The sequence below is a fragment of the Haloferax prahovense genome (assembly GCF_000723845.1).
In the GTDB taxonomy this organism is placed as follows: Archaea; Halobacteriota; Halobacteria; order Halobacteriales; family Haloferacaceae; genus Haloferax; species Haloferax prahovense.
In genome coordinates this window covers 335,722-357,628 of record NZ_LK053000.1, presented here as the reverse complement: position 1 = coordinate 357,628, position 21,907 = coordinate 335,722, and the positions used below count along the sequence as shown (strand labels likewise).

Sequence of the window (21,907 nt, the reverse complement as noted above, 5' to 3'; positions counted from 1 at the left end):
TCGATTGCTACCCCCCGCGGTCGAACTCGTCGTCGACCATCGCCAGCGCCCCGCCGGAGTTGAACAGCAGGCGGCTCACGACCACCCACGTCGGCACCGCGAGGACGACCAGCGCGACCGTGCTCGCGACGGGCGACAGCGGCGGCAACAGCCCGCGGTAGAACCACACGATGGCGAACGTCAGGACGATGCGGAGCATCGGTTTGACCGCGATGCTCATCTGTCGTCGTCACCCCCGCTCCGACCCCGGCCATCGGTCGCGAGCGTCGGTTCGGCGTCGAAGTTCTCGATGCTGAACCGCTCGTCGACGTCTTGCGCGGCGCTCGGGACGCCCGCACCGACTTCGAACTCGTCGACGTGGATGCAGGCGGCCTGGTGGCCGCCGGTGGCGCCCGCCACGTCGTCGAGCGTCGGGTCGACCGACGTGCACTCCTCGGTCGCCTCGGGACACCGCGGATTGAACGAACAACCGGACGGCGGGTCGAGCGGCGAGGGAACCTCGCCTTCGAGCACCTGCCGCTGGCGCGCCAGCTCCGGGACCGGCTGGGGAATCGCGCCCAACAGCGCCCGCGTGTAGGGGTGTTGGGGATTCGAAAACAGCTCGTCGGCGTCCGCGAGTTCGACGATTTCGCCGAGGTACATCACGGCGACGCGGTCGCAGACGTGGCGAATCACGCTGAGGTCGTGAGCGATGAACAGAAGCGTCAGGTCGAACTCCGCTTGGAGGTCCTCGAGCAGGTTGAGTATCTGCGCTTGAATCGACACGTCGAGCGCGGAGACGGGCTCGTCGGCGACGATGAAGTCGGGGTCGACCGCGAGCGCGCGGGCGATGCCGACCCGCTGGCGCTGGCCGCCGGAGAACTCGTGCGGGTAGCGGTTGGAGTACTGCGGCGGCAGGCCGACCGTCTCCATGAGTTCGTCCACGCGGGCGTCGCGTTCGCCCTCGTAGAGGCCGTGAATCTCCATCGGCTGTTTGATTATCTGGCCGACGGTCTTCCGGCGGTTGAGACTCGACGCGGGGTCCTGAAAGACGATTTGGATGCGCTTTCGCATCTCCGTCATCTCCCGGTCCGACAGCGCCGTCAGGTCGGTGCCGTCGTAGCTAACCGTCCCCTTCGTGGGTTCGTCCAGCCGGAGAACCGACCGCGCCGTCGTCGACTTGCCGGAGCCGGACTCGCCGACGAGTCCGAGCGTCTCGCCGCGCTCAATGTCGAACGAGACGCCGTTGACGGCCTTCACGGTCTCGTCGGCCCCGAGTAGGCGGTCGATGAAGCCGTCGTTCTGCGTGAAGTACTTGTGGAGCCCCGAGACGGACAACAGCGGGTCGTCGCTCATTGCGATGCACCTCCGTCGGTCGCGGGAGTCACAGGACTACCGCCGTCAGCTTGCACGCCTTCGGTTTCGATGGTCGACTTCGAGAGGTTGTAGCCGCGCGCGTGGAGACACGCCGCTTCCCGGCCGGGTTCGACTTCCCGGAGCTCGGGGTCGTACGACTCGCACTCGGCGGTCGCGTGCGGACACCGCGGGTGGAACGAACAGCCAGACGGCAGGTCCGTGAGGTTCGGCACGTCGCCTTTGACGGGCGTCAGCCGGTCGGTATCGTCGGTGAGCCGCGGAATCGACCGCATGAGGCCGCGGGTGTAGGGGTGTCGCGGGTTCTCGAAGAGGGCGTCCACCCCGGCGCGCTCGACGACGCGGCCGCCGTAGGCGACGGCGACGCGGTCGCAGGTCCCGGCGACGACGCCGAGGTCGTGCGTGATGAGGATGATGCTCATCCCGTACTTCTCCTGGAGTTTGTCGAGGACGTTGAATATCTGCGCCTCGATGGTCACGTCGAGCGCGGTGGTCGGTTCGTCGGCGATGAGCACGTCCGGCTCGCAGGAGATGGCCATCGCGAGCAGCGCGCGCTGGCGCATCCCGCCGGAGAACTGGTGCGGGTAGTTGTCCACGCGCGAGGTCGGCTCTGGGATGCCCACGTCGGCCATGAGTTCGATGGTCCGCTCGCGGGCCGTCGCGTCCGACACGTCCTGGTGGGTCTTGATGACCCGGCTAATCTGGTCGCCGACGGTGAACACGGGGTTGAGACTCGTCATCGGGTCTTGGAACATCATCGCGATGTCGTTGCCCCGAATCGACCGCATTTCGGCCTCGCTTTTTTCGAGCAGGTCGTCGCCGCGGTAGCGGACGCTCCCCCGCTCGATGCGACCGGGGCTGTCCACGAGTTGGAGCATCGACAGCGCGGTCACGGACTTGCCGGAGCCCGACTCGCCGACGATGCCGAGCGTCTCGCCCTCGTAGAGGTCGAACGACGAACCGTCGACGGCCTTGACGGTTCCCTCGTCGGTGTAGAACCGCGTGACGAGGTCGCGGATTTCGAGCACCGGCTGTTCGTCCGGTTCGGCGCTCATCGCTCGCCTCCGTCGTTTCGGGGGTCGAGCGCGTCGCGCAGGCCGTCACCGAGCAGGTTGAACCCGAGGATGGTGACGACGATGACGAGGCCGGGGAACACCGAGTACCACCACTCGCCGCTGTAGAGGTAGCCGCGGGCGTTCGACAGCATCAACCCGAGGCTCGCGTTCGGCGGCTGGATGCCCAGCCCGAGGAACGACAGCGCGGCGCTGGCGAGGACGGCCGTTCCCATGTAGAGCGTCCCTTGGACCACGACGGTCGGCAGGGTGTTGACGGCGATGTCCTTCACGAGGATGTGTCGGTCGCTCGCGCCGAGGGACTTCGCGGCGTCGACGTAGTCTTCTTCCATCTCTTTGAGGACCGACCCGCGCATGACGCGCGCGAAACTCGGGATGTAGACGACGCCGATGACGGCGATGACCTTCACGATGTTCGGGAGGGTGAACGAGCCGTACTCCGTGCTTCCGACCCCGAGCACGCCGAGCACCGCGATGGCGAGGATGAGGCTCGGGAAGGAAAACAGGATGTCCATGAAGCGCATGACGACCTCGTCGACCCAGGTGTTGCGGTAGTAGCCCGCAATCGCGCCGGCGGTCACGCCGAGCGCCATCGCGAAGCCGACGACGCCGAGCGAGACGGTCATCAGCGTCCGCAACCCGTAGATGATGCGCGAGAGGATGTCCCGACCGTGGTGGTCGGTGCCGAGGTAGGCCGTCGTCGTGCCGACGACCTCGCCGGCGTCGTTCTCGACGATCATCTCGGTGCCCATCGGCATCGGGTTGTGTTCGCCGTCCGGTGCCTCGAACTGCGTCGTCGGGTCGTGGGGGGCGAGAAACGGCGCGAACAGCGCGGTCAGGAGCATCGTGAGGATAATCGCGGTCCCCACGAGCGAGAGGGTGTTCTTGCGGAACTCCTTCCAGAACATCTCGAACTGACTGTGGTGCGTACCGGGGGCTTGCGCGGCCGGCACCGCCTCGTCCGTGTGGTCTGTCGTTGCCATGTTAGTTTCCATCGTGTCTGATGCGGGGGTCGAGGTAGGCGTACAGCACGTCCACCGCGAGGTTCGCGAAGACGAACACGCTCGCGATGAACAGGATGAGCGCCTGGATGATGCGGTAGTCGCGGCGGTCGATGGCCAGTATCAGGAGCTTGCCGATACCGGGGAGGTTGAACACCGTCTCGGTCAGAATCGCGCCGTTCATCAGTTGGCCGAGGCCGACGCCGATGACCGTCACGACGGGGATGAGCGCGTTCTTCGAGGCGTCCTTGAGGACGATTTCGCGCGCGCCGATGCCCATCGCGCGGGCGGTCTTGACGTAGTCCTGACTGAGCGTGTCTAGCATCTCCGAGCGCATCATCCGGGCGATGAGCGCGGAGTAGGCCGTCCCGAGCGTGATGACCGGGAGGAACAACTGCTGGAGATTCGCCACCGGGTCGACCCACGGCGGCGTCCAGCCGCCGGTCGCCCACGGGAACGAAAACTGCACCGCGAAGATCATGATGAGGATGATACCCAGCCAGAAGTCGGGAATCGAGATACCCGACAGCGCGGCGATGCGCGCGGCGTGGTCCGCGGGCTTGTCCTTCCGGACGGCGCTGATGATGCCCGCCGGGATGGCGATGAGGACCGCCGTAATCATGCTGAGAATCGACAGCTCGACCGTCAGCGGGATGCGCTCGACGATGATGTCGGTGACGGGCGTCCCCTGTTTGACCGTCCACGACACGCCGAAGTCGCCCTGTATCGCGTCGAACACCCACATGCCGTACTGGACGTACAGCGGGCGGTTGAGCCCCATCTCCAGTCGAATCTGCCTGACGAGCTCCTCGCTGCTGAGCGGGCCGAGCATCACCCGCACCGGACCGCCCGGCGCGAGGTGGACGAGCGCGAAGACGACGACGCTCACCCCGAGGAGGACGGGAACGCTCAACAGCAGGCGTTTGAGGACGAACCGGAACATGCTCACGGCCGAGTCACCTCCCGGGTCGCCGTCTGCGGTCGACGAGTCTGACGCGAACGCGTGTGCATCGGCTCCTCACTCACCCTTCGAGACGAAGCGGTAGTTGTCCTGGAACGTGCCCACGTCGTAGTCGTTGACGGCGTTGCGCCACGCTTCGAGCTTGTTCACGTAGGCGATGTCTATCTGGATGCCGTGTTCGACGAGGTACTCCTCCAGTTCCCAGACGATTTCCTTCTGTTCTTGTTCGTCCGTCGAGGCCTGTGCCTCGCGGAGCTTCGAGACGTACCACTCGTGACCGTTCGAGAAATCGCCCTCGGCGTCGTCGGGTGCGGCGGGGCCGCTCGGCGCGTAGATGTCTTCGAGGTCGTCGGATGGGTGGTGCCAGTTGTTGTGGTTGTGGTTGTTGTCGGCGTAGCCGGCGTCGAGCCACGACGTGGCGACCGGAATCGACTGCGCCCAGTCTTCCATCGCGGCGTGCCACGTGTCCGTGCTGTACACCTGGTTGAGGAGCGTGGACTTATCGACGGCGGTGACGCTGGCTTCGATGCCGATTTTCGACAGTTGGTTCTGGATGACGACGGCCTCGTCTTTGAACCACGAGCCCTTGGTGGCGATGATGTCCATCTCGAAGCCGTCGGGGTTGCCCGCGAGTTCGAGTTCTTTCTTGGCCTTCTCGGGGTCGTACATCTGCATCTCCTTGAGCTTCGGCGAGGTCCAGTCGCTGTCGGGGTACCACGGTCCCTTTTGGACCGCGCCCTGTCCGTAGAAAATCTCGTCGAGAATCTCCTCGCGGTCGATGCCGAACAGCACCGCGCGGCGGTTGTGCCGGTTGCTCATCGGGTTACCCTCGGACTCCATCATGTTCACGTACAGCACCTGCGTGAAGTTGCCAGGGACGGACTCGGTCGTGATGTCCGGCTGGCCGCTGAGGCTCTCGAAGTCCTTCGGGGGGACCTTGTCCGTCAGGTCGAGTTGGCCCGAACGGAGGTTTGCGAGGCGCGTGGAGTCCTCGCCGATGAAGTCGAACTTGAACTCGTCGACGGCGGGCGCGCCCTCCTTCCAGTAGTCCTCGTTCTTCTCGAGGAGGACGTGACTCCCGCTTTTCCACTCGACGAATTTGAACGCGCCGGTGCCCGCGCCGGAGGGGTCCTTCGTGAGGTCGGTCGCGAGGCCGCTCGGTCCCTTCCCGTCCGCGGTGTCGCCGCGGGAGCCCTCGGGGACGATACCTTCCAGCCCGCGCGTGAGCCACCAGTTGAGCGTCCCGAACGGCTGGGAGAGGTTGAGCCGGAGCGTCCGGTCACCGACGATTTCGGTGTCCTCGACGAACGGGAGGCGGCTCTTGACCGGCGACTTATTGTCGGGGTTGAGAATCCAGTCGACGGAGTACTTGAAGTCCTCGACGGTCACCTCATCGCCGTTGTGGAACGTGATACCCTCGCGCAGCGTGTACTCGAAGGCCGTCCCACCGTCGACCGGGTCGGGAACCTCGGTCACGAGGCCGGGCTGGAGTTCGGAGTCGGGCGTCAGTTCGATGACCTCGTCGTAGATGAGGCCGCCGATGGTGCTGGTCGCGGTGTCCGTCCAGAGCGCGGGGTCGAAGTTCCACGGCTCCGCGGCGAGCGCGACGTTGACGCGGACGGTCTCGCCCGAGTCGCCCGACGAACCGCCGTCGGTGCTCCCGCCGCTCGTCTCGGTTCCGTCGGAGCCGCCGGAATCGCCGCCGGTACAGCCCGCAAACCCGGTTACGCCGACCGCGCTCGCGGCCGCAATAAATTGCCGTCTGTCCATGTTTATCTCGGTAATGTTGTCGTCTGCCATTGTTTTTCGGAGCTACGTACACACCCTTGTAGCGGTACGCGTGATACCTTAGCTCATGAAACACCGTTATTTATATCTTTGGCAACCTCTCACAATCTTGGTACTATATCTCAGTGGAGCCCCGGCGAGATTGTGCTACCGCTTCCCAAACAGTTTAACGGGGTGGTTGCAATGTCGGCTTCATGGCGTACGCCAGCACGCTCTCCCTGCGAGAGTTACGACAGGACCTTCACGCCCACCCCGAGTCCGGGTGGAAGGAGTTCCGCACGACAGCCCTCATCGCCGCCGCGCTCGACGAACGCGAGTTCACGCTCCACCTCGGCCCGGACGCCGTCGCCGAAGACGAGCGACTCGGCGTCCCCGACGACGACGCGGTCGCGGCCGCAATCGAGCGCGCACGCGAGGAAGGCGCACCCGAGGCCTACCTGGACCGGATGGGCGATATCACGGGGCTCGTCGCCGAGAAGACCTTCGGCGACGGGCCGACCGTCGGCGTCCGCGTCGACATGGACGCCCTCGAACGTACCGAATCGAGCGACGAGGCACACCGTCCCGCGAAACTGGGCTTCGCGAGCACGCACCCCAACGAGATGCACGCGTGCGGCCACGACGGCCACACCGCCATCGGCCTCGGCATCGCCCGCGACCTCGACGACGACGGCGGGTTCGACGGCACGCTTCGGCTGTTCTTCCAGCCGGCGGAGGAAGGCGGCCGCGGCGGCAAGCCGATGAGCGAGACCGACCTGCTCGCGGACATCGATTACTTCCTCGCGCTCCACCTCGGCCTCGGCAACCCCACGGGGACGGTCATCGCCGCCTACGAGAACCCGCTTTCGAACGCGAAACTCGACGCGACCTTCGAGGGCGCGCCGAGCCACGCGGGCAACGCGCCCAACGAGGGGCGCAACGCGCTGCACGCGGCGACCGCGGCTGTCCAGAATCTCTACGGAATTCCGCGCCACGCCGACGGTGCGACCCGCATCAACGTCGGGAAGTTCGAGTCCCCCAACCCGCAGAACATCATCGCAGAAGAGGCGCGTCTCCGCGTCGAGGTCCGCGGCAGGACCGCCGAACTCAACGACTACATGCTGGAAAAGGCCCGCCGCGTGCTCGACCACGCCGCGGGCATGCACGACGTGTCGGTCGAGACGGGGCTGTACGGGAAGACGTCGACGTTCACGGCCGACGACGAGATGGTCGAGGCCGTCCTCGCGTCGGCGGCCGACCTCGACGACGTGACCGAGACGGTCCCGCGACTCGACATCGGCGGCAGCGAGGACGCCTCCTACCTCATCCGACGCGTCCAAGAACACGGCGGGAAGGCGACCTACGTCGGCATCGGCGCGAGCAACGAGTTCGGCCACCACACCTCGCGGTTCGACATCGACGAAGACGCCCTCGACATCGGCGTCGACGTGGTGTGTCAGACGATTCGAACGCTTTAACGCGGCGACTCGACCCGGCTGTTCGACCCCGAGCAGCCGCGTCTCTCGCCCGTCGTCGCCGCCAGCGTCCCGTAGAATCTGCCACGAACACGCACAATTATTAGACATCGTTTGCGAGTTGAGCCGCATATGCAGGTCTCCCAGCAACGACTCCGCGAGGACATCGAAGCGAACGCCCGCTTCGGCGACATTGACGCGCCGGCAGGACGCGGCCGAACTGTCCTGACCGGAAGCGACGCCGACCGACGCGCCCGCGAATATTTCGTCGAGCGACTGCGCGACGCCGGCCTCTCGGTCCGCATCGACGCCGTGGGCAACGTCGCCGGGCGGTGGGTCCCAGCGGGAGCCGACCCCGACGCAGCCCCCGTCGCCGCCGGCAGTCACCTCGATTCGGTCCCCGAGGGCGGCATCTTCGACGGCCCGCTCGGCGTCTACGCGGCGCTCGAAGCGGTCCGAACGCTCCAAGAACGAGACGCCGACGTGAGCCTCGACCGGCCCATCGACGTCGTCTCGTTCACCGAAGAGGAGGGCGCGCGCTTCTCGCACGGCCTGCTCGGGTCGTCGGTGGCGACGGGGGCGCGCGACGCCGACGACGCGCTCGCGTTCCGCGACGCCGACGGCACGACCCTCGAAACCCACCTCGACGCTATCGACTTCCGCGGGACCGACACCATCGACGCCGCGGCGTGGGACGCGTGGGCCGAACTCCACATCGAACAGGGAACGGTGCTGGAGTCCGCGGGCGCGGGGGTCGGCGTCGTCGACGCCATCACCGGTATCACGACCTGCACGGCTGACATCGTCGGCGAGGCAGACCACGCCGGCGCGACGCCGATGGACGAGCGCCGCGACGCGCTGGTCGCCGCCAGCGAGTTCGTCGTCGACTTCCGGGCCGCGGCCGACGACGTGGCGCAGAACCAGAGCGCCACCGCCGTGGGGACCGTCGGCCAGTTCGACGTGACCCCGAACGCCCGCAACATCGTCCCCGGCGAGGTCACGCTGCAGATGGACATCCGCGACGTGAACTACCGGGCGATGAACGCCATCGCGGAGCGAGCCGACGCCGCGCTCGCGCGCCTCGAAACCACCCACCCGGTCGAGACGAGCTTCGACCGCTATCGCGACCAGCGTCCGAGTCGGATGGCCGACGACTGCGTCGACGCCGCCCTCGACGCCGCCGCGACCGAGGATATCGACGCGAAACGGATGCACTCCGCGGCGATGCACGATACTGCAAATGTTGCCAGCGTCACCGATGCCGTACTCCTGTTCGCTCCGTCGGCGGACGGCCTCTCGCACAACCCGCGCGAATGGACCGACTGGGGGGACTGTGCGACCGCAGCGTCGGTTCTCGCGGGGACGCTCGCACGCCTCGCCGGCGCGTGAGTTGCGACCGGCGGCCTGCCCCGTTGTGAACTAGGTTCCCGCTTTCAGACATTTCACGGCCAGATTCGCGTCTCTGCCGCGATTCCGTCGCGGCCGCGGTGTCTGTCTCGATATGTGGCACGCGGCCCCGAACTGGACCGTCTCCCGCGCAGACGTTCGTATTCCGACGGTCTGGGGGCGCTCGAACGCGAACCACAGTTTTTCCGTGCCGCTTCGGTCGAAACGTCACCTCGTGGGTCATCAAGTTTATCCTGCGAAACCTGCAGCCATTCGCTCTGCTCCGCGGTGTTGTCATCAAATACAACGATTCTTCGAGTCGTGTGTGGTTCGACCGCGAAGAGCGTCGCCGAGCGTCCGGGTATCGAGGGAGATACCGATTCCACGCATCTGACAAGCGAAGTCGCGGGCGGCGACCGTCGCTTCCGGTGTGTCTCGGGGGATACGCACATTCGCGCTCGCGCTGGGCGAGGGTGGTGGGCGGCTCCGGCTTCGAGTTGGGTTGACAATTATCGACCGAAACCGCCTTCGAGCGGCGGTCTCAACACCGATTGTCCGCATCACGTTTCGATTGCAAGATATTCGGAACAGCTATGACACCCGATAGACGTTCTCGTAGCATGCCCGAGAACCCCAACACCGATGCGCCGTCGCGGACCCTCAGCACGGTGGACACGGCGGTCAGCGTCGTCAGGGCGCTCGAGGAGTTGAACGGGGCGCGCGTCGCCGAGTTGGTCGACTACCTCGACCTCTCGAAGTCCACGGTGTACAACCATCTCGCGACCCTGCGGAAGAACAACCTCGTCGCCAAGGACGGCGACAGCTACCATCTCAGCCTCCAGTTCCTGCTTCTGGGCGAGTACGTGCGCAACCAGCAGATACTCTACCAAGTCGGCAAGGAGGAAGTCGAGGCGCTCGCGGAGAAGACCGGCGAGTACGCCCACCTCTCGACCGAACAGCACGGCCTGCGAATCAGCCTGCTCAAGGTGCGCGGCGAGCGCGCGGTCGGCAGCCAGTACCAGCGCTCGAAGATTCAGCGCCCGGACAACCTCCACGCGTCGTCGACCGGGAAGGCCATCCTCGCGTTCCTCCCGCGCAGTCGGGTGGAGGAAATCGTCGACCAACACGGCCTGCCGGCGAAGACCGAGGCGACGATCACCGACCGCGAGGCGCTGTTCGACGAACTCGACGCCATCCGCGAACGAGGGTACGCCTGCAACGACGAGGAGGAAATCGAAGGCCTCCGCGCCGTCGGCGCACCGATTCGAGACCGCAACGGCACCGTCCTCGGCGCGCTGAGCGTCTCCGGGCCGACGAGCCGAATCAAGGGCGAGCAGTTCCGCGACACCATCCCCGAGATGGTCACGAGCACGGCCAACATCATCGAGGTGAACATGAACATGGCGGCGCGGAGTTCGAACGCCGGGCGCTTCGATTGAACCGCCCACCCCCGACAGCCATGACACAGATATGCCCGTAATCTTTTGCGACATCTCATCCGGTTTCGGGTGCGGTGTCCGGCCGAGCGGTTCGGCGTTCTGACCGTCGTCCCGACCGTTTCACCGGGGGCCGTCCCGCAGCCGTCGTCGCTCGCTCGAAGCGAGCGAGAGCTGGCCCGTCAGTCCCGTCTCTCGTGGGTGAACGGAGTCTCCCCGATGTCGATACGCTCCAAAGTGATCGTCCGAATCTCCATGTCTTCGAAGACAGCACCCCATCCGCCAACGACGGCCGTTTCATCGCCCGTGTCGAGTGTGAGGTTCTTGTACGCCCCCAGGTCGGACAGCGCCAGCCGTGACGGCGGTCGCTCGTCTCCGTAGAACGAGATGTCGGCGACGCTCCCTTCGACAGTCGTCTCTCCGCCATCCGCAAGGTCGATGCCTTCGACGGTGACCCCGAGTTCGAACCCGCGTTCCCAAAGCGGGACGATATCTCGAATGAACTCTTCGATGGTAACGTAGGTGTACTGGTCTTCGGCGTCGAGGTAGACGGTCGGGTAGAGGTTCCACAGACAGGTGAGGAAGAACCAGTGAAAGACAAACGGCAGGATACGGTCGTAGACGAGGACGCCGTAGTCTTCGTCGGAGCGGGTGTTCGGTCCGAAACACGTCCGGTTTCGGTCGATGACGACGAGGTACGGTCCCGGAATGGTACACACACGAAGTTCCGAGAGTACCCCACTCGGGTCGAACGCCGCGGGTGGTTCATCATCTTGGTCGATGTAGACGGCCGCACGGACGACGACACCTCGGTCACGGGCCTCTCGAAGCGCCGGAGAAAGCGACTGGAGTTGTTCGAACGACCCGGCGACCTCCACGACGGTTTCTGCGTCGTCGATGAGGTCCTGTGCGTTCTCGACTGCTGTCTCGACACGCTTGGTGACGCCGACTCTCGCGTCCATCCGCTCGGGAGTACGGTATCGCTCGCGGACCGCTTCGGCAGCATCGTGGAGGAGTTCACCCCTGGACTCTAGGTCCGCCATCGCCGCCTCCGGGTCACACGGTTGAACGTACAGTTTCTCTCGTTCGATCGTTTCGACGTATCCCTTCGATTCGAGGCTCCGGAGAACGTCGTACACTTGCGAGACGGGGACGGCGCTCTCACGGCCCACTTCGATAGCAGGCGAGACGCCCATCTCGAGGAGTGTGAGATAGGCGTCGGCTTGGTACGACGTGAGGTCCGCGTACTCGAGTGCTTTCGTCAGCGTTTCGCGGTCCATACCCGTACTCACACAATCGTTCACTATGAATACTTCGTTGATGTCCGACCTCGTATTCGTGGAGCCGTTTGCGTTCGACCAGTTCGTGGTAAGCCGCCTGTGTGGGGGAGTTCGACCGCTTCAAAACGACTGCCGTCGCTCGCGAACGACTCACCGTTCGGGTTCCACCAGAAACAGTTACTTTTCTGCCAACAATTTGGATGTCGTTGGTGGGCGATATACTACACCCGGGAGGCCGTCAGAGACACCGCCACCGAGATTCCGACTCACCCAGAGCCAGTCGAATGTACGGTGCCTGTCTCGAGGCACGATTCAACTGCTGAGTGGTTGTCCGAGTATCCCGTGTGGAACGCTGTGAACGGCGGGCACACCAAGCCATTACAGGCCTACGTCCGTAATAGATATGCCGCCTACGACCCGGATATACTCTACGATATGATAGCTGAGCCGGCGACACGGCTTCGTGTCCCTACCGAGCAGCGAATCAATTCGGTCGACATTCTCAGATACGCCGTTAGAAGCCGTCAATCAGGAGTTTGGGATGTCGTCATACTTATTTTTCATCGTCCTATACAGAAAATCTGCTTGTGTCTGATTTCTTAGTTTTCAAATCCACCTGAAACAGAATCACGACTTATATGCCTTCTAAGCCCTGATTAAGGAGTCAGAGTGTTCTCGACAAACTTATGCTACGCTGATTTGTTTTCTCAATCTCTAATCGAAATGACCTGATATCCTGTATATGTGTGTTTCATGTGGCCGAATGTCAGACAATGGATGCCCGTAGAATACCGAACGATGGCCCGAACGGTCGTCGACGAGAGCCTCACGAAACGCGGGCGACGGCTCAACAGGAGACAGTTCCTTGTCCGTTCTCGCCGCGGCGTCGAGAGGGGGACACGTAGTGGCGGCGCTCTCTCCACGAAGAACCGCCAGGAAAAATATCGCCGCCGAAAACCTCGCTCGGAACGGGTTACGCAGTCTGCGACGAGGCCGGTCAGTCGGACTTCGGTTCGACGGTAATCGTGACAGCTTGCTCGCCGACACGAAGGGTGTACTCACCCGGAATCGCCGACACCCTCCCGGTTTCGTCGACGCGCCCGATCGATGCCGCATCGATGGGGACCGACACCGTCTCTGTGGCTCCGGGGTCGAGCGAGACACGCTCGAACCCACAGAGTTCCCGGACCGGGGTTACGCGCGTTCCAGCCTGGTCGGTGACGTACACCTGTACGACGGTCGAACCGCGTCGGTCCCCGACGTTCTCCACGGGGAGTTCGACTGTCGTGGTCCCGTGGGGTGACATCCGCTCGTTCGTCACGGTCATCGAGCCGAACTCGAACTCGGTGTAACTCAGCCCGTGACCGAATTCGAAGAGTGGGTCGTACGACGGGAGATGTTCGTCGGGACCGATCGGTGTCGGGTGCGGGAAGTGATTGAACCGGGTGGGAAGGTGACTCGCGGACCGAGGGAACGAAATCGGTAATCGCCCGCCGGGGTCGCACGCCCCGAAGAGCGTCTCCGCGACGGCTTGGCCACCCATTGTCCCCGGGTAGTACGCCAGCAACAGCGAGGGGAGATTCGCTGCCATCCACTCCACGGCCAGCGGTCGACCGGTGACGAGGACGCCAACGACAGGCGTCCCCGTCTCGTACAACGCTGTCACGAGGTCGCGCTGCGCATCGGGGAGTTCGAGCGTGGTTCGGTTCGGAAACTCGTCGGGAGCGGTACCGCTCTCCGCGGTCGGCCCGAACTCGTGGATATACCAGTTTTCCCCGACGGCGACCACCGCGATATCCGCATCCTTCGCCGCTTCGACTGCGGCGTCGATATCGACTGCTTCGGTTATCGTCGTCCCCTGCTCGTAGGTCACCGTCCCGTCACACGCGGATTCGATTCCGTCTTTGATTGAGATGACATCGGTGCCCGCCTCGTCGGGGACACTCCAGCCACCGAGTTGGTGGATGGGGTTGTCCGCGTTCGGCCCAGCGACGAGGACGTCGGCAGCGGGGTCCAAGGGGAGCGTGTCGTCGTTCTGCAGGAGCGTCATCGACTTCCGCGCCGTCTCTAATGCCTCGGCACGATGCGCCTCGGCACCAACGACGTCTCGCGCTTCGTTCGCATCGACGAACGCGTCTTCGAAGAGTCCGAGCCGGAATTTGAGGTCGAGGACGCGCCTGACGCTCTCGTCGAGCACGTGCTCTGCAACCGCACCCGCTTCGACGAGCGACGCGAGGTGGTCCGCGTGCGCGACCGCATCGACTGATGCGACATCGAGTCCAGCGTTGCGAGTCATCCGGACCGACTCACGGTGGTCGCTCGCGACGTGGTGGTCTTCGTGAAGCATCCGGACACCGTTCCAATCAGAGACGACGGTTCCATCGAATCCGAGTTTCCCTCGGAGAAGGTCCGTGAGATACTCGCGTGAGGCGTGTGCGGGTTTCCCGTCGATTGCGTTGTAGCAGGGCATAACGGACGCGACACCCTCGTCAATCGCGTCGAGGAACGACGGTAAGAAGACGTTTCGAAGGAGGTACGAAGACACTTCGACGGGGGCAGTATCTTCCCCCCGTGCGGGCTCGCTATAGGCCGGGAAGTGTTTCGCGGTTGCCGCCACGGAGTTGGAGTCGTCGAGGCCGTCGCCTTGGTATCCACGTACCATCGCACCTGCCATCCGACCGCACAAAAATGGACTCTCGCCGAACGTCTCGAAGGTGCGACCCCACCGCGGCTCCCGAGCAACGTCGCACGTGGGCGAATAGTTCTGCTGTGCCCCCGACTTCCGGACTTCGGTTGCAGTGACCGCTGCTGCGCTCTCGACACCGTCTTCGTCCCACGTCGCCGCCATCCCGAGCCCGTTCGGGAACGCCGTCCCTTCGGCGACGTACGCGTGACCGTGGACAGCATCCACGTTGAACAACAGCGGGATGCCGAGTCGAGTCTTCGACAACGCGACTTCTTGAAGGTGGTTGACCGTCTCGACGACGTCGTCTATTCGAGAGTCGAGCGCTCCTGCCCATCCGAACGACGCAACAGCACCGACTGCGGATTCGACGATTTCGTCTTCGACGTCTTCGACCGATTTGAACTCCTCAAGTTGTCCCGCCCACGTGCCGACGAGTTGCCCGACTTTCTCTTCGACCGTCATTCGGTCGAGAAGGTCCTCGATGCGCTTCTCAGTCGGGAGAGTCTCATCTCTGTAAGGGGGATGCTTGCTTTCTGACTGCATACAGCGAAGAGAAGACCACTACTACTTATACATTTGCCAACGGGTGGCTAACGTCGCGCAGGGGTTGTGTTTCGCGACGAGCGCGAGACCGTGTCGTGCCCTCCGACGCCGACGTGTTCGGGCGGCGCTCTCGGGAGCGTTACAACAACGAACGACCGCACCTAACCAAATATTTATTAACAATGGGTATGGTTTGTTATCAGTACGCCATGTCAGACAGTACTGACCGCTTTAGCGACTTGATTAGCCGGCGCAGTTTCGTCGAACTAACCGGTACAACCGGAATCGCAGCCCTTGCGGGGTGTAGTGGTGCGTCCACCGGAGGGGGAACGACCGACGACGGTGGGTCCAACGGGGACGCGACCGGGTCCAACGGGGACGAGACAGACGGTGACGATTCCGAGACGAGTGGGACGACTGTCCTCGACAAGAAGATGGTCGGTGCCACGAACAACGGTGTCCCGACGAACCTCCACCTGAACCCGGAAGCGACACAGAACTACGACCCACGAGCGGGGAACTTCGTCTTCGAACGGTTCGCCGCCTACAACTTCTCGACCGGTGAGTTCGAGTTAGCCGCGCTCGACTCGTGGTCTATCGAGGGGCAGACGGTGACACTCACGCTCCGGGACGACCTGTTGTGGGATACCGGCGAGGACGTGACCGCGCGTGACGTCCTGACGCAGTTCCGCCTGATGAAGAAGATGAACACGTCGCTTTGGGACTTCACCGAGAGCGTCGAACGGGGCGACGACGACAAGACCGTCGTTCTCAACCTCAAACGACCATCCAACCCGGAGGTCATCAAACACACGCTCGCCAACGGGTCACTCCGACTGTTCGCGTACCATCCGACCTTCGAACAGTTCCTCGACAAAGAAGCCGAGGAGCTCCAGCAGTTCAAATACGAAGGAGACGTGGTCGCGAGCGGTCCCTTCTCGGTCGCGTCGAAGTCGAAGCAGTCGTGGGAACTCACGAGGAATCCCGAATACTACGGCGCTGACAACATCAACTTCGCGGGTATCTCGCTTCTCTCGCGGGGGGACAACACCGCACTCCAACAGGGCCTGATGGGCCGCGAACTCGACTTCGTCACGAGCCTCTTCGCGCCGCCGAAGATCGTCGGCAACTTCCCCGACTCCGTCGAAGAAGTGACCATCTCCGCGAAATGGGGGTACGGTGTCCTGTTCAATCACGACGACCCCGACTTCGGGAAGCGAAACGTCCGGCAGGCGGTCGCTCACGTCATCAACCGCCAGCAGGTCGTTGATAACGCAGGGCCGCGAACGAAAGCGCCCGCACCGAAGGTGACTGGCATCGCCCCGGACGACCAGGAGTCGTGGCTCGGTGACGCGTACGACTCCTTCGAGGGGTACGGCATGGCGGCGTCGCAGACGGACAAAGCCGCTGCGCTCCTCCGCGAGGCCGGCTACTCGAAGGAAGACGGCACGTGGACACACAGCAGCGGTCGAACCCTCGGTGGGACGTACTACACTCCCGCTGGCTGGACGGACTGGACCACGGCGACGAACACTGTCGTCGACCAGTTGAACGCGTTCGGCTTCGACTTCGAAATCAGCCAGAAGCCGACGGGAGATTTCTTCGGCGGCTACATCGAATCCAACTTCAAGATCGGCGCGTTCTACTGGATGCCCGGCGGTGCACGGTCGGCGTTCCCGTACTTCCCGCTCCGCTGGCAGCTCACTAACCCGGACATCGACGGCGGGCACAACTTCCCGGAGGGCGAACAGACTGTCCCCGGGATGGACGGCGGCGAGATGACTATCGACCCACTCTCGGTGGCACAGGAGATTTCGACCACGCAGGACCGAGCCACGACGGAGGAACTCATCAAGCGTGTCGCGTGGCACCACAACCAGAACCTTCCAATACTGGGGCTGGTCGCGAAGCTCGAACAGTCGTGGCTCACCACCGACGAGTGGGACATCCCGGCGGAAGGGAGCGACGACCGAGCAATCAAGTGGCCAAGCGAGTGGCTCCCACGCCAGGGACAGCTCATGGCCGAGCAATAATCGAAGTGGAGCAACGTAACCATGAGTAACTACTACGTCCGTCGGACGGCCAGGGTGTTCGCGACCATCTTCTCGGTCGCGACGCTCACGTTCGGGCTGATTCGCCTCCTTCCGGGCGGCCCCTTCACGCAGTTGCGCGCACAACTGCTTCGGCAGGGCGTTCCGGCATCGGAGGTCGACGCCCGGATTTCGAACCTCCAGAACATCGACCCCAACGCGCCGCTCTGGCGGCAGTACCTGGACTACATGGGCGCCGTCGCTCAGGGGAACTTCGGCGAGTCGATCTCGCTGGGCGAACCGGTGGCGCAGATCATCGCCGAAGCGGTGCCGTGGACGGTGTTCGTCGTCCTGGTGTCGACGATTCTCATGTTCGCCGTCGGTATCTTCCTCGGGTCGTTACAGGCCTACTGGGAAGGCTCACGGTTCGACAAGGCGTTCAGTGGCCTCTCGATCGGCCTCATGTCCGTCCCCTTCTACGTCGTCGCCGTCATCTCACTGTACGTCTTCGCGTACCAGTGGGGATGGTTGCCGACGGCGGGAACGGTCGGGACCAACGTCGAGAAAGAACTGAGCGTCCCGTTCGTGCTCAGCGCGCTCGAACACAGTCTCTTGCCCATCTTCTCGTACACGCTGGGCGGGATCGGCGGGCAGGCGTTGGCCATGCGCGGGAACAGTATCCAGGTGCTCGGTAACGACTACGTCCGGGTCGCGAGACTCCGCGGACTCCCCGACCGCCGTATCGCGACTCGGTACGTGGCGAGGAACGCCATCCTTCCGATGTACACCGGGTTCCTGTTGCTCCTCGGATTCCGCCTGTCGGGGACCGTCATTCTGGAGCAGATATTCTCGTACACCGGACTCGGCTACTACATGTTCGCCGCGCTGAAGGCGAACGACTACCCGCTCATGATGGCGACGTTCCTCATCATCACCGTCGCGCTCATCGTCGGCGTCTATATCGCCGACCTGACCTACAGCAAGATCGACCCACGAATCAGTGCCGGAGGTTCTGATGAAGCGTACTGAGAGAGAAGAGTCCAGCGCAACGGAGTCCAGCGCAGTGGTTACCGACGGTGCCGGCGTCGACTGGCGGGGGTCGGCCTCGTCGTCGGTGACGGTGACTCGTGCGGAGCGACTTCGAGAGTTCTACGAGGAAACCGTCTTGAAACCGATGCTCGTCGCGTGGTCGGACAGCAGAACCCGACTCGGACTGCTCATCATCGGTTTCTACGTGTCGTTGGCGCTCGTGGCCGTCCTCGGTCTCTGGCGAGCGCCTTCGACGAGTCAGGCCCCTCGGTACCTGACGCTGTTCGAGAACATGCAGTACCCACTCGGGACGACTGCGTCGGGGACGGACCTCGCCGCACTCATCATCCACTCGACTCCAGACATCTTGCTGATGGTCACCTCGGGTGGACTCTGGGCGACCGGTATCGCCGTCCTCGTCGGGACCGTCGCTGGGTACAAGGGCGGTTCGGTCGGACGCGCGTTGATGTCGATATCGGACTTCGTCATGGCCATCCCCGGGCTCCCGCTGGTGATGATTCTCGCGATTACGTTCAATCCCAAGAACCCGATCCTGCTCGGAATCGTCATCAACATCAACTACTGGGCTGGCCTCGGCCGGTCGATCCATTCACAGGTGCTGACGATTCGGGAGAACAACTACGTCGAAGCCTCCCGGACGATGGGCGTGAGCACGCCGCGAATCATCCTGAAGGACGTGCTTCCGAACATCATGCCGTACGTGACGGTCAACTTCGTGTTCGCCGCGCGGTACGTCGTGTTCGCATCGATCGGACTGTTCTTCCTCGGCGTGTTGCCGTACTCCGACCAGAACTGGGGCGTCACCCTGAACTTCGCGTACAATGGTGGTGCCCTGTTCTCTTGGAGTGCCGCACACTGGCTTCTCGTCCCGATGGCCGCGATTATCGGCCTCTCGGTCGGACTCATCCTCCTCGGCCAGGGGATGGACCGCGTGTTCAACCCGCGCGTTCGGACTCGTCTGACGGGAGAATCAGCGTCGACCGCTTCGGCCGACGAGAAAGAGACCGGGATGACGGAGGTACTGTAGATGACTGCCAAACAGCGCGAAACGACGACCCCTACGACAGCTATGACGACAGACGACCCAATCATCGAGATCAACGACGCGGCCGTCACGTACGACGGCGGCGAGACGTTCGTGTTGGACCACGTGAGCATGTCGATCGAACGTGGCGAGATTCTCGGCATCGTGGGCGAGAGTGGAAGCGGCAAGTCGATGTTCGCCGACTCGATGCTGGACGCCATCCCCGACCCCGGGCGACTGTCCGGTGAGATACGCTACCACCGTGACGATGGGACCACAGTCGACGTGCTCGAACTCTCCGACGACGAACTTCGAGAGTTTCGGTGGGAGGAGGTGTCGATGGTCTTCCAGGGCGCGATGAGTTCGTTCAACCCGACGATGAAGATTGGCGGGCACTTCAGAGAGACGCTGAAGGCCCACGACGCCGATGTCACGTCGGGAATGGAGTTCGCCCGTGAACTCCTGTCTGACCTGTACCTCGACCCGGAGCGCGTGCTGACGTCGTACCCGCACGAACTCTCCGGCGGGATGCAGCAGCGGGCACTCATCGCCCTGTCGCTCGTTCTCGAACCCGAGGTGCTGGTGATGGACGAACCGACCGCCGCACTCGACCTCCTGATGCAGCGTTCGATTCTGACGCTCCTCGAGGACTTACAGGAAAAGTACGACCTGACGATGGTGTTCATCACCCACGACCTGCCGCTGGTCGCCGAACTCGCCGACCGGATGGCCGTCATGTACGCCTTCCAACTCATCGAGGTCGGCGACCGTGAGCAACTCATCGCGAATAGCGGGCACCCATACACGCGAGCGTTGCTCAATGCGACGCCCGACATCGAAGCGCCGCTCGAAGAGATGCGACCGATCGAGGGACAGAGTCCGGCACCCATCAACGTTCCACAGGGGTGCGCCTTCGCACCACGATGTCCACTTGCCACCGAAGAGTGCCGAGTTGAAGACCCGGCGTCCACGCAACTCGACGACGACCACGCCGTTGCCTGTCACTACGCTGAAGACGCACGAGACGAGATTGCGCTGCACTTCGACCGTTCCGAGGAGACCGTTCCGGTCTCGGGAGGTGATGGGTCGTGAGCCGTGTCGACGAATCGTCGACCGGGTTCGACCAGCACGACGAACCACTCATCTCACTCGAAAACGTCGAAGTCCACTTCGAAAAAGAGCAAGGACTGTCCGACCTCTTCGAGGAGCCAGACGTGGTCAAAGCGGTCGACGGCGTCTCGCTCGACATCGAGGAGAACGACGTCCTCGCACTCGTCGGGGAAAGCGGGTGTGGAAAGACCACCCTGGGCAAGACGACCATCGGGCTCCAGCGGCCGACGGGCGGGACAGTGACGTACAAGGGACAGGACATCTGGGCCGCCAAAGACGGCAACGGAGAGATACCGTTCGACGAGATTCGGTCGTCGCTCCAGATTATCCATCAGGACCCTGGGAGTTCGCTCAACCCCAATCGACGGATTCTGAACATCCTCGCAGAGCCGATTAAGCTCACTCACCCAGCGGTCGGGGCCAGCGAACGCCGCGAGCGGATTCACGCGCTTCTCGAGCGCGTCGGTATGAACCCCGCAGCAGACTTCGCAGACCGGTACCCACACCAGCTCAGCGGCGGGGAGAAACAGCGCGTGGCGCTCGCTCGCGCGCTCTTGATGAATCCCGACGTGATCCTCGCAGACGAGGCCATCAGCGCACTCGACGTCTCCTTACGGGTCGAAATGATGGACCTGATGCTCGATTTGCAGTCGGATTTCGACACCTCGTTCGTGTTCGTCTCGCACGACCTCTCGAACGCGCGGTACTTCGCGGAACACGGTGACGGTCGAATCGGTGTGATGTATCTCGGAAATCTGGTCGAAGTCGGTCCAGCAGAACAACTCATCGGCGACCCCAGTCACCCGTACACGAACGTCCTCCGCTGGGCGACGCCTAACTTGTCCCGACAGTCGGGTGAGGCTAGTGAGCCACCGATGCGGAAGATAGACATCCCAGACCCGGTCAACCCACCGAGCGGGTGCCGTTTCCACACGCGCTGTCCCGAAGCCCGTGAGGCGTGCCAAGAGGTAGTCCCACAACTCCAACAGTCCGGTGAGGCTGCCGGCCATCGCGTCGCCTGCTTCAGAGACGACCCGAACCACTCCTATTGGGATAGCGACCCGCTGACGGGGGAGGATGACTGATGTGAATGGGTGGTTGTCGCTTCCGCCTCACCCGCTGGTCACCGGTGCGAACCCGCCCTCCAATCTCGACCGAAACCGAGCCGATACCGTTCGAATCGGGAGCTTGATACTCTGTGCTTGATATGGAACCATATGGCACGCTTAGAGACGGTTGTCGACGTGATCTGCGACCAGCGTGACCGGTTTCCGCTGTTCGTCGCAATCGGCATCGTGATGGGGCTCCTGCTCGGGTTCTCGTTGTTGTATCTCGAACCGGGAACTGCCGCGTACGCGATCGCGCTCATCGACATTGGCCTCGTTGCAGTCACGGTGGTCGGATTTGGCGGCGGCTTTTGGCTCTGTACGAAGCGGTCCGTAGAGGAGTGATACGGTACTGGCGACGGCGATGAGCGCTCGGAGCGGACGAGCGGCCGGTCTCGCGAGAAACACGGAGTCAGCCGTGTATTGGAACTAGATATTCTCGTTTTATACCAAATTCAATATATTTAATTGTTGGCCTGATTCCTTCGAGGGTCTTCATCTGAAATAACAGCGTTCTGGGTGGTTCTCTCGTCAACGATACTCAACTTCGACAGCATAGTATTGATATTATCACACAATAATAATGGGTCGGTTGCTTCTTGGCGCTAAATTGGTTTGACGCCGTG

The 21,907-nt window shown here is 63.3% G+C and carries 17 protein-coding genes; 9 read left to right on the top strand and 8 right to left on the bottom strand.

Annotation, left to right across the window (positions count from 1 at the left end; genetic code table 11):
- Positions 1-7: 7 nt before the first annotated feature.
- The 6 genes from BN984_RS01715 to BN984_RS01690 all read right to left on the bottom strand — a co-directional run bounded on the left by BN984_RS01715 (position 8) and on the right by BN984_RS01690 (position 6,188).
- Positions 8-220 (bottom strand): hypothetical protein, encoded by a 213-nt coding sequence (locus tag BN984_RS01715; RefSeq protein WP_004976015.1) that lies wholly within the window; start codon positions 218-220, stop codon positions 8-10.
- The gene (locus BN984_RS01710; RefSeq protein WP_008096145.1) at positions 217-1,335 is read right to left on the bottom strand and encodes an ABC transporter ATP-binding protein; all 1,119 of its coding nucleotides are present in this window, start codon (positions 1,333-1,335) and stop codon (positions 217-219) included. Before BN984_RS01710 ends, BN984_RS01715 begins: the two co-directional genes overlap by 4 nt.
- Positions 1,332-2,408: an ABC transporter ATP-binding protein gene (locus tag BN984_RS01705; protein WP_008096147.1), complete on the bottom strand. Its 1,077-nt coding sequence runs from the start codon at positions 2,406-2,408 to the stop codon at positions 1,332-1,334. Before BN984_RS01705 ends, BN984_RS01710 begins: the two co-directional genes overlap by 4 nt.
- Entirely contained in the window at positions 2,405-3,409 is a 1,005-nt protein-coding gene (locus BN984_RS01700) for an ABC transporter permease (protein ID WP_049967499.1), read from the bottom strand. The genes BN984_RS01705 and BN984_RS01700 overlap by 4 nt, the downstream gene beginning before the upstream one ends.
- 1 nt (position 3,410) lies before the next feature.
- Positions 3,411-4,370: an ABC transporter permease gene (locus BN984_RS01695; protein WP_008096151.1), complete on the bottom strand. Its 960-nt coding sequence runs from the start codon at positions 4,368-4,370 to the stop codon at positions 3,411-3,413.
- 75 nt (positions 4,371-4,445) lie between these two features.
- Positions 4,446-6,188: an ABC transporter substrate-binding protein gene (locus tag BN984_RS01690; RefSeq protein ID WP_008096154.1), complete on the bottom strand. Its 1,743-nt coding sequence runs from the start codon at positions 6,186-6,188 to the stop codon at positions 4,446-4,448.
- Positions 6,189-6,370: 182 nt separating this feature from the next.
- Here BN984_RS01690 and BN984_RS01685 point away from each other — a divergent pair, with 182 nt between their 5' ends.
- The 3 genes from BN984_RS01685 (at position 6,371) to BN984_RS01675 (ending at position 10,455) form a co-directional block, all read left to right on the top strand.
- Complete coding sequence (locus BN984_RS01685; protein ID WP_049967498.1) at positions 6,371-7,633, top strand: amidohydrolase; 1,263 nt, start codon at positions 6,371-6,373, stop codon at positions 7,631-7,633.
- A 129-nt stretch (positions 7,634-7,762) separates the two neighbouring features.
- A complete protein-coding gene (locus tag BN984_RS01680) occupies positions 7,763-9,019 on the top strand; it encodes a M20 family metallo-hydrolase (RefSeq protein ID WP_049967497.1) in 1,257 nt (418 codons plus the stop codon).
- Between the two features lie 617 nt (positions 9,020-9,636).
- Positions 9,637-10,455 (top strand): IclR family transcriptional regulator, encoded by an 819-nt coding sequence (locus BN984_RS01675; protein ID WP_049967496.1) that lies wholly within the window; start codon positions 9,637-9,639, stop codon positions 10,453-10,455.
- A 179-nt stretch (positions 10,456-10,634) separates the two neighbouring features.
- Here BN984_RS01675 and BN984_RS01670 read toward each other — a convergent pair whose 3' ends face one another.
- Positions 10,635-11,732, bottom strand: a complete 1,098-nt coding sequence (locus tag BN984_RS01670) for a TrmB family transcriptional regulator (protein ID WP_049967495.1) — start codon at positions 11,730-11,732, stop codon at positions 10,635-10,637.
- Between the two features lie 997 nt (positions 11,733-12,729).
- Complete coding sequence (locus BN984_RS01665; RefSeq protein ID WP_008096160.1) at positions 12,730-14,880, bottom strand: glycoside hydrolase family 3 N-terminal domain-containing protein; 2,151 nt, start codon at positions 14,878-14,880, stop codon at positions 12,730-12,732.
- A gap of 515 nt (positions 14,881-15,395) precedes the next feature.
- On the opposite strand from BN984_RS01665, the gene BN984_RS01660 reads away from it, so the two are divergent.
- The 6 genes from BN984_RS01660 to BN984_RS01635 all read left to right on the top strand — a co-directional run bounded on the left by BN984_RS01660 (position 15,396) and on the right by BN984_RS01635 (position 21,626).
- Positions 15,396-16,994, top strand: coding sequence for an ABC transporter substrate-binding protein (locus tag BN984_RS01660; protein ID WP_008096161.1), 1,599 nt, complete (start codon positions 15,396-15,398; stop codon positions 16,992-16,994).
- 21 nt (positions 16,995-17,015) lie between these two features.
- Complete coding sequence (locus tag BN984_RS01655) at positions 17,016-18,020, top strand: ABC transporter permease (RefSeq protein WP_049967494.1); 1,005 nt, start codon at positions 17,016-17,018, stop codon at positions 18,018-18,020.
- A 34-nt stretch (positions 18,021-18,054) separates the two neighbouring features.
- Complete coding sequence (locus BN984_RS01650) at positions 18,055-19,068, top strand: ABC transporter permease (protein ID WP_008096163.1); 1,014 nt, start codon at positions 18,055-18,057, stop codon at positions 19,066-19,068.
- A 42-nt stretch (positions 19,069-19,110) separates the two neighbouring features.
- Entirely contained in the window at positions 19,111-20,157 is a 1,047-nt protein-coding gene (locus tag BN984_RS01645) for an ABC transporter ATP-binding protein (RefSeq protein WP_008096164.1), read from the top strand.
- Complete coding sequence (locus tag BN984_RS01640) at positions 20,154-21,260, top strand: ABC transporter ATP-binding protein (protein WP_008096166.1); 1,107 nt, start codon at positions 20,154-20,156, stop codon at positions 21,258-21,260. Before BN984_RS01645 ends, BN984_RS01640 begins: the two co-directional genes overlap by 4 nt.
- Before the next feature lie 132 nt (positions 21,261-21,392).
- Positions 21,393-21,626 carry a hypothetical protein gene (locus BN984_RS01635; RefSeq protein WP_008096168.1) on the top strand — a complete coding sequence of 78 codons (234 nt, stop codon included), beginning with the start codon at positions 21,393-21,395 and terminating at the stop codon, positions 21,624-21,626.
- The last annotated feature ends 281 nt before the right edge of the window (positions 21,627-21,907 follow it).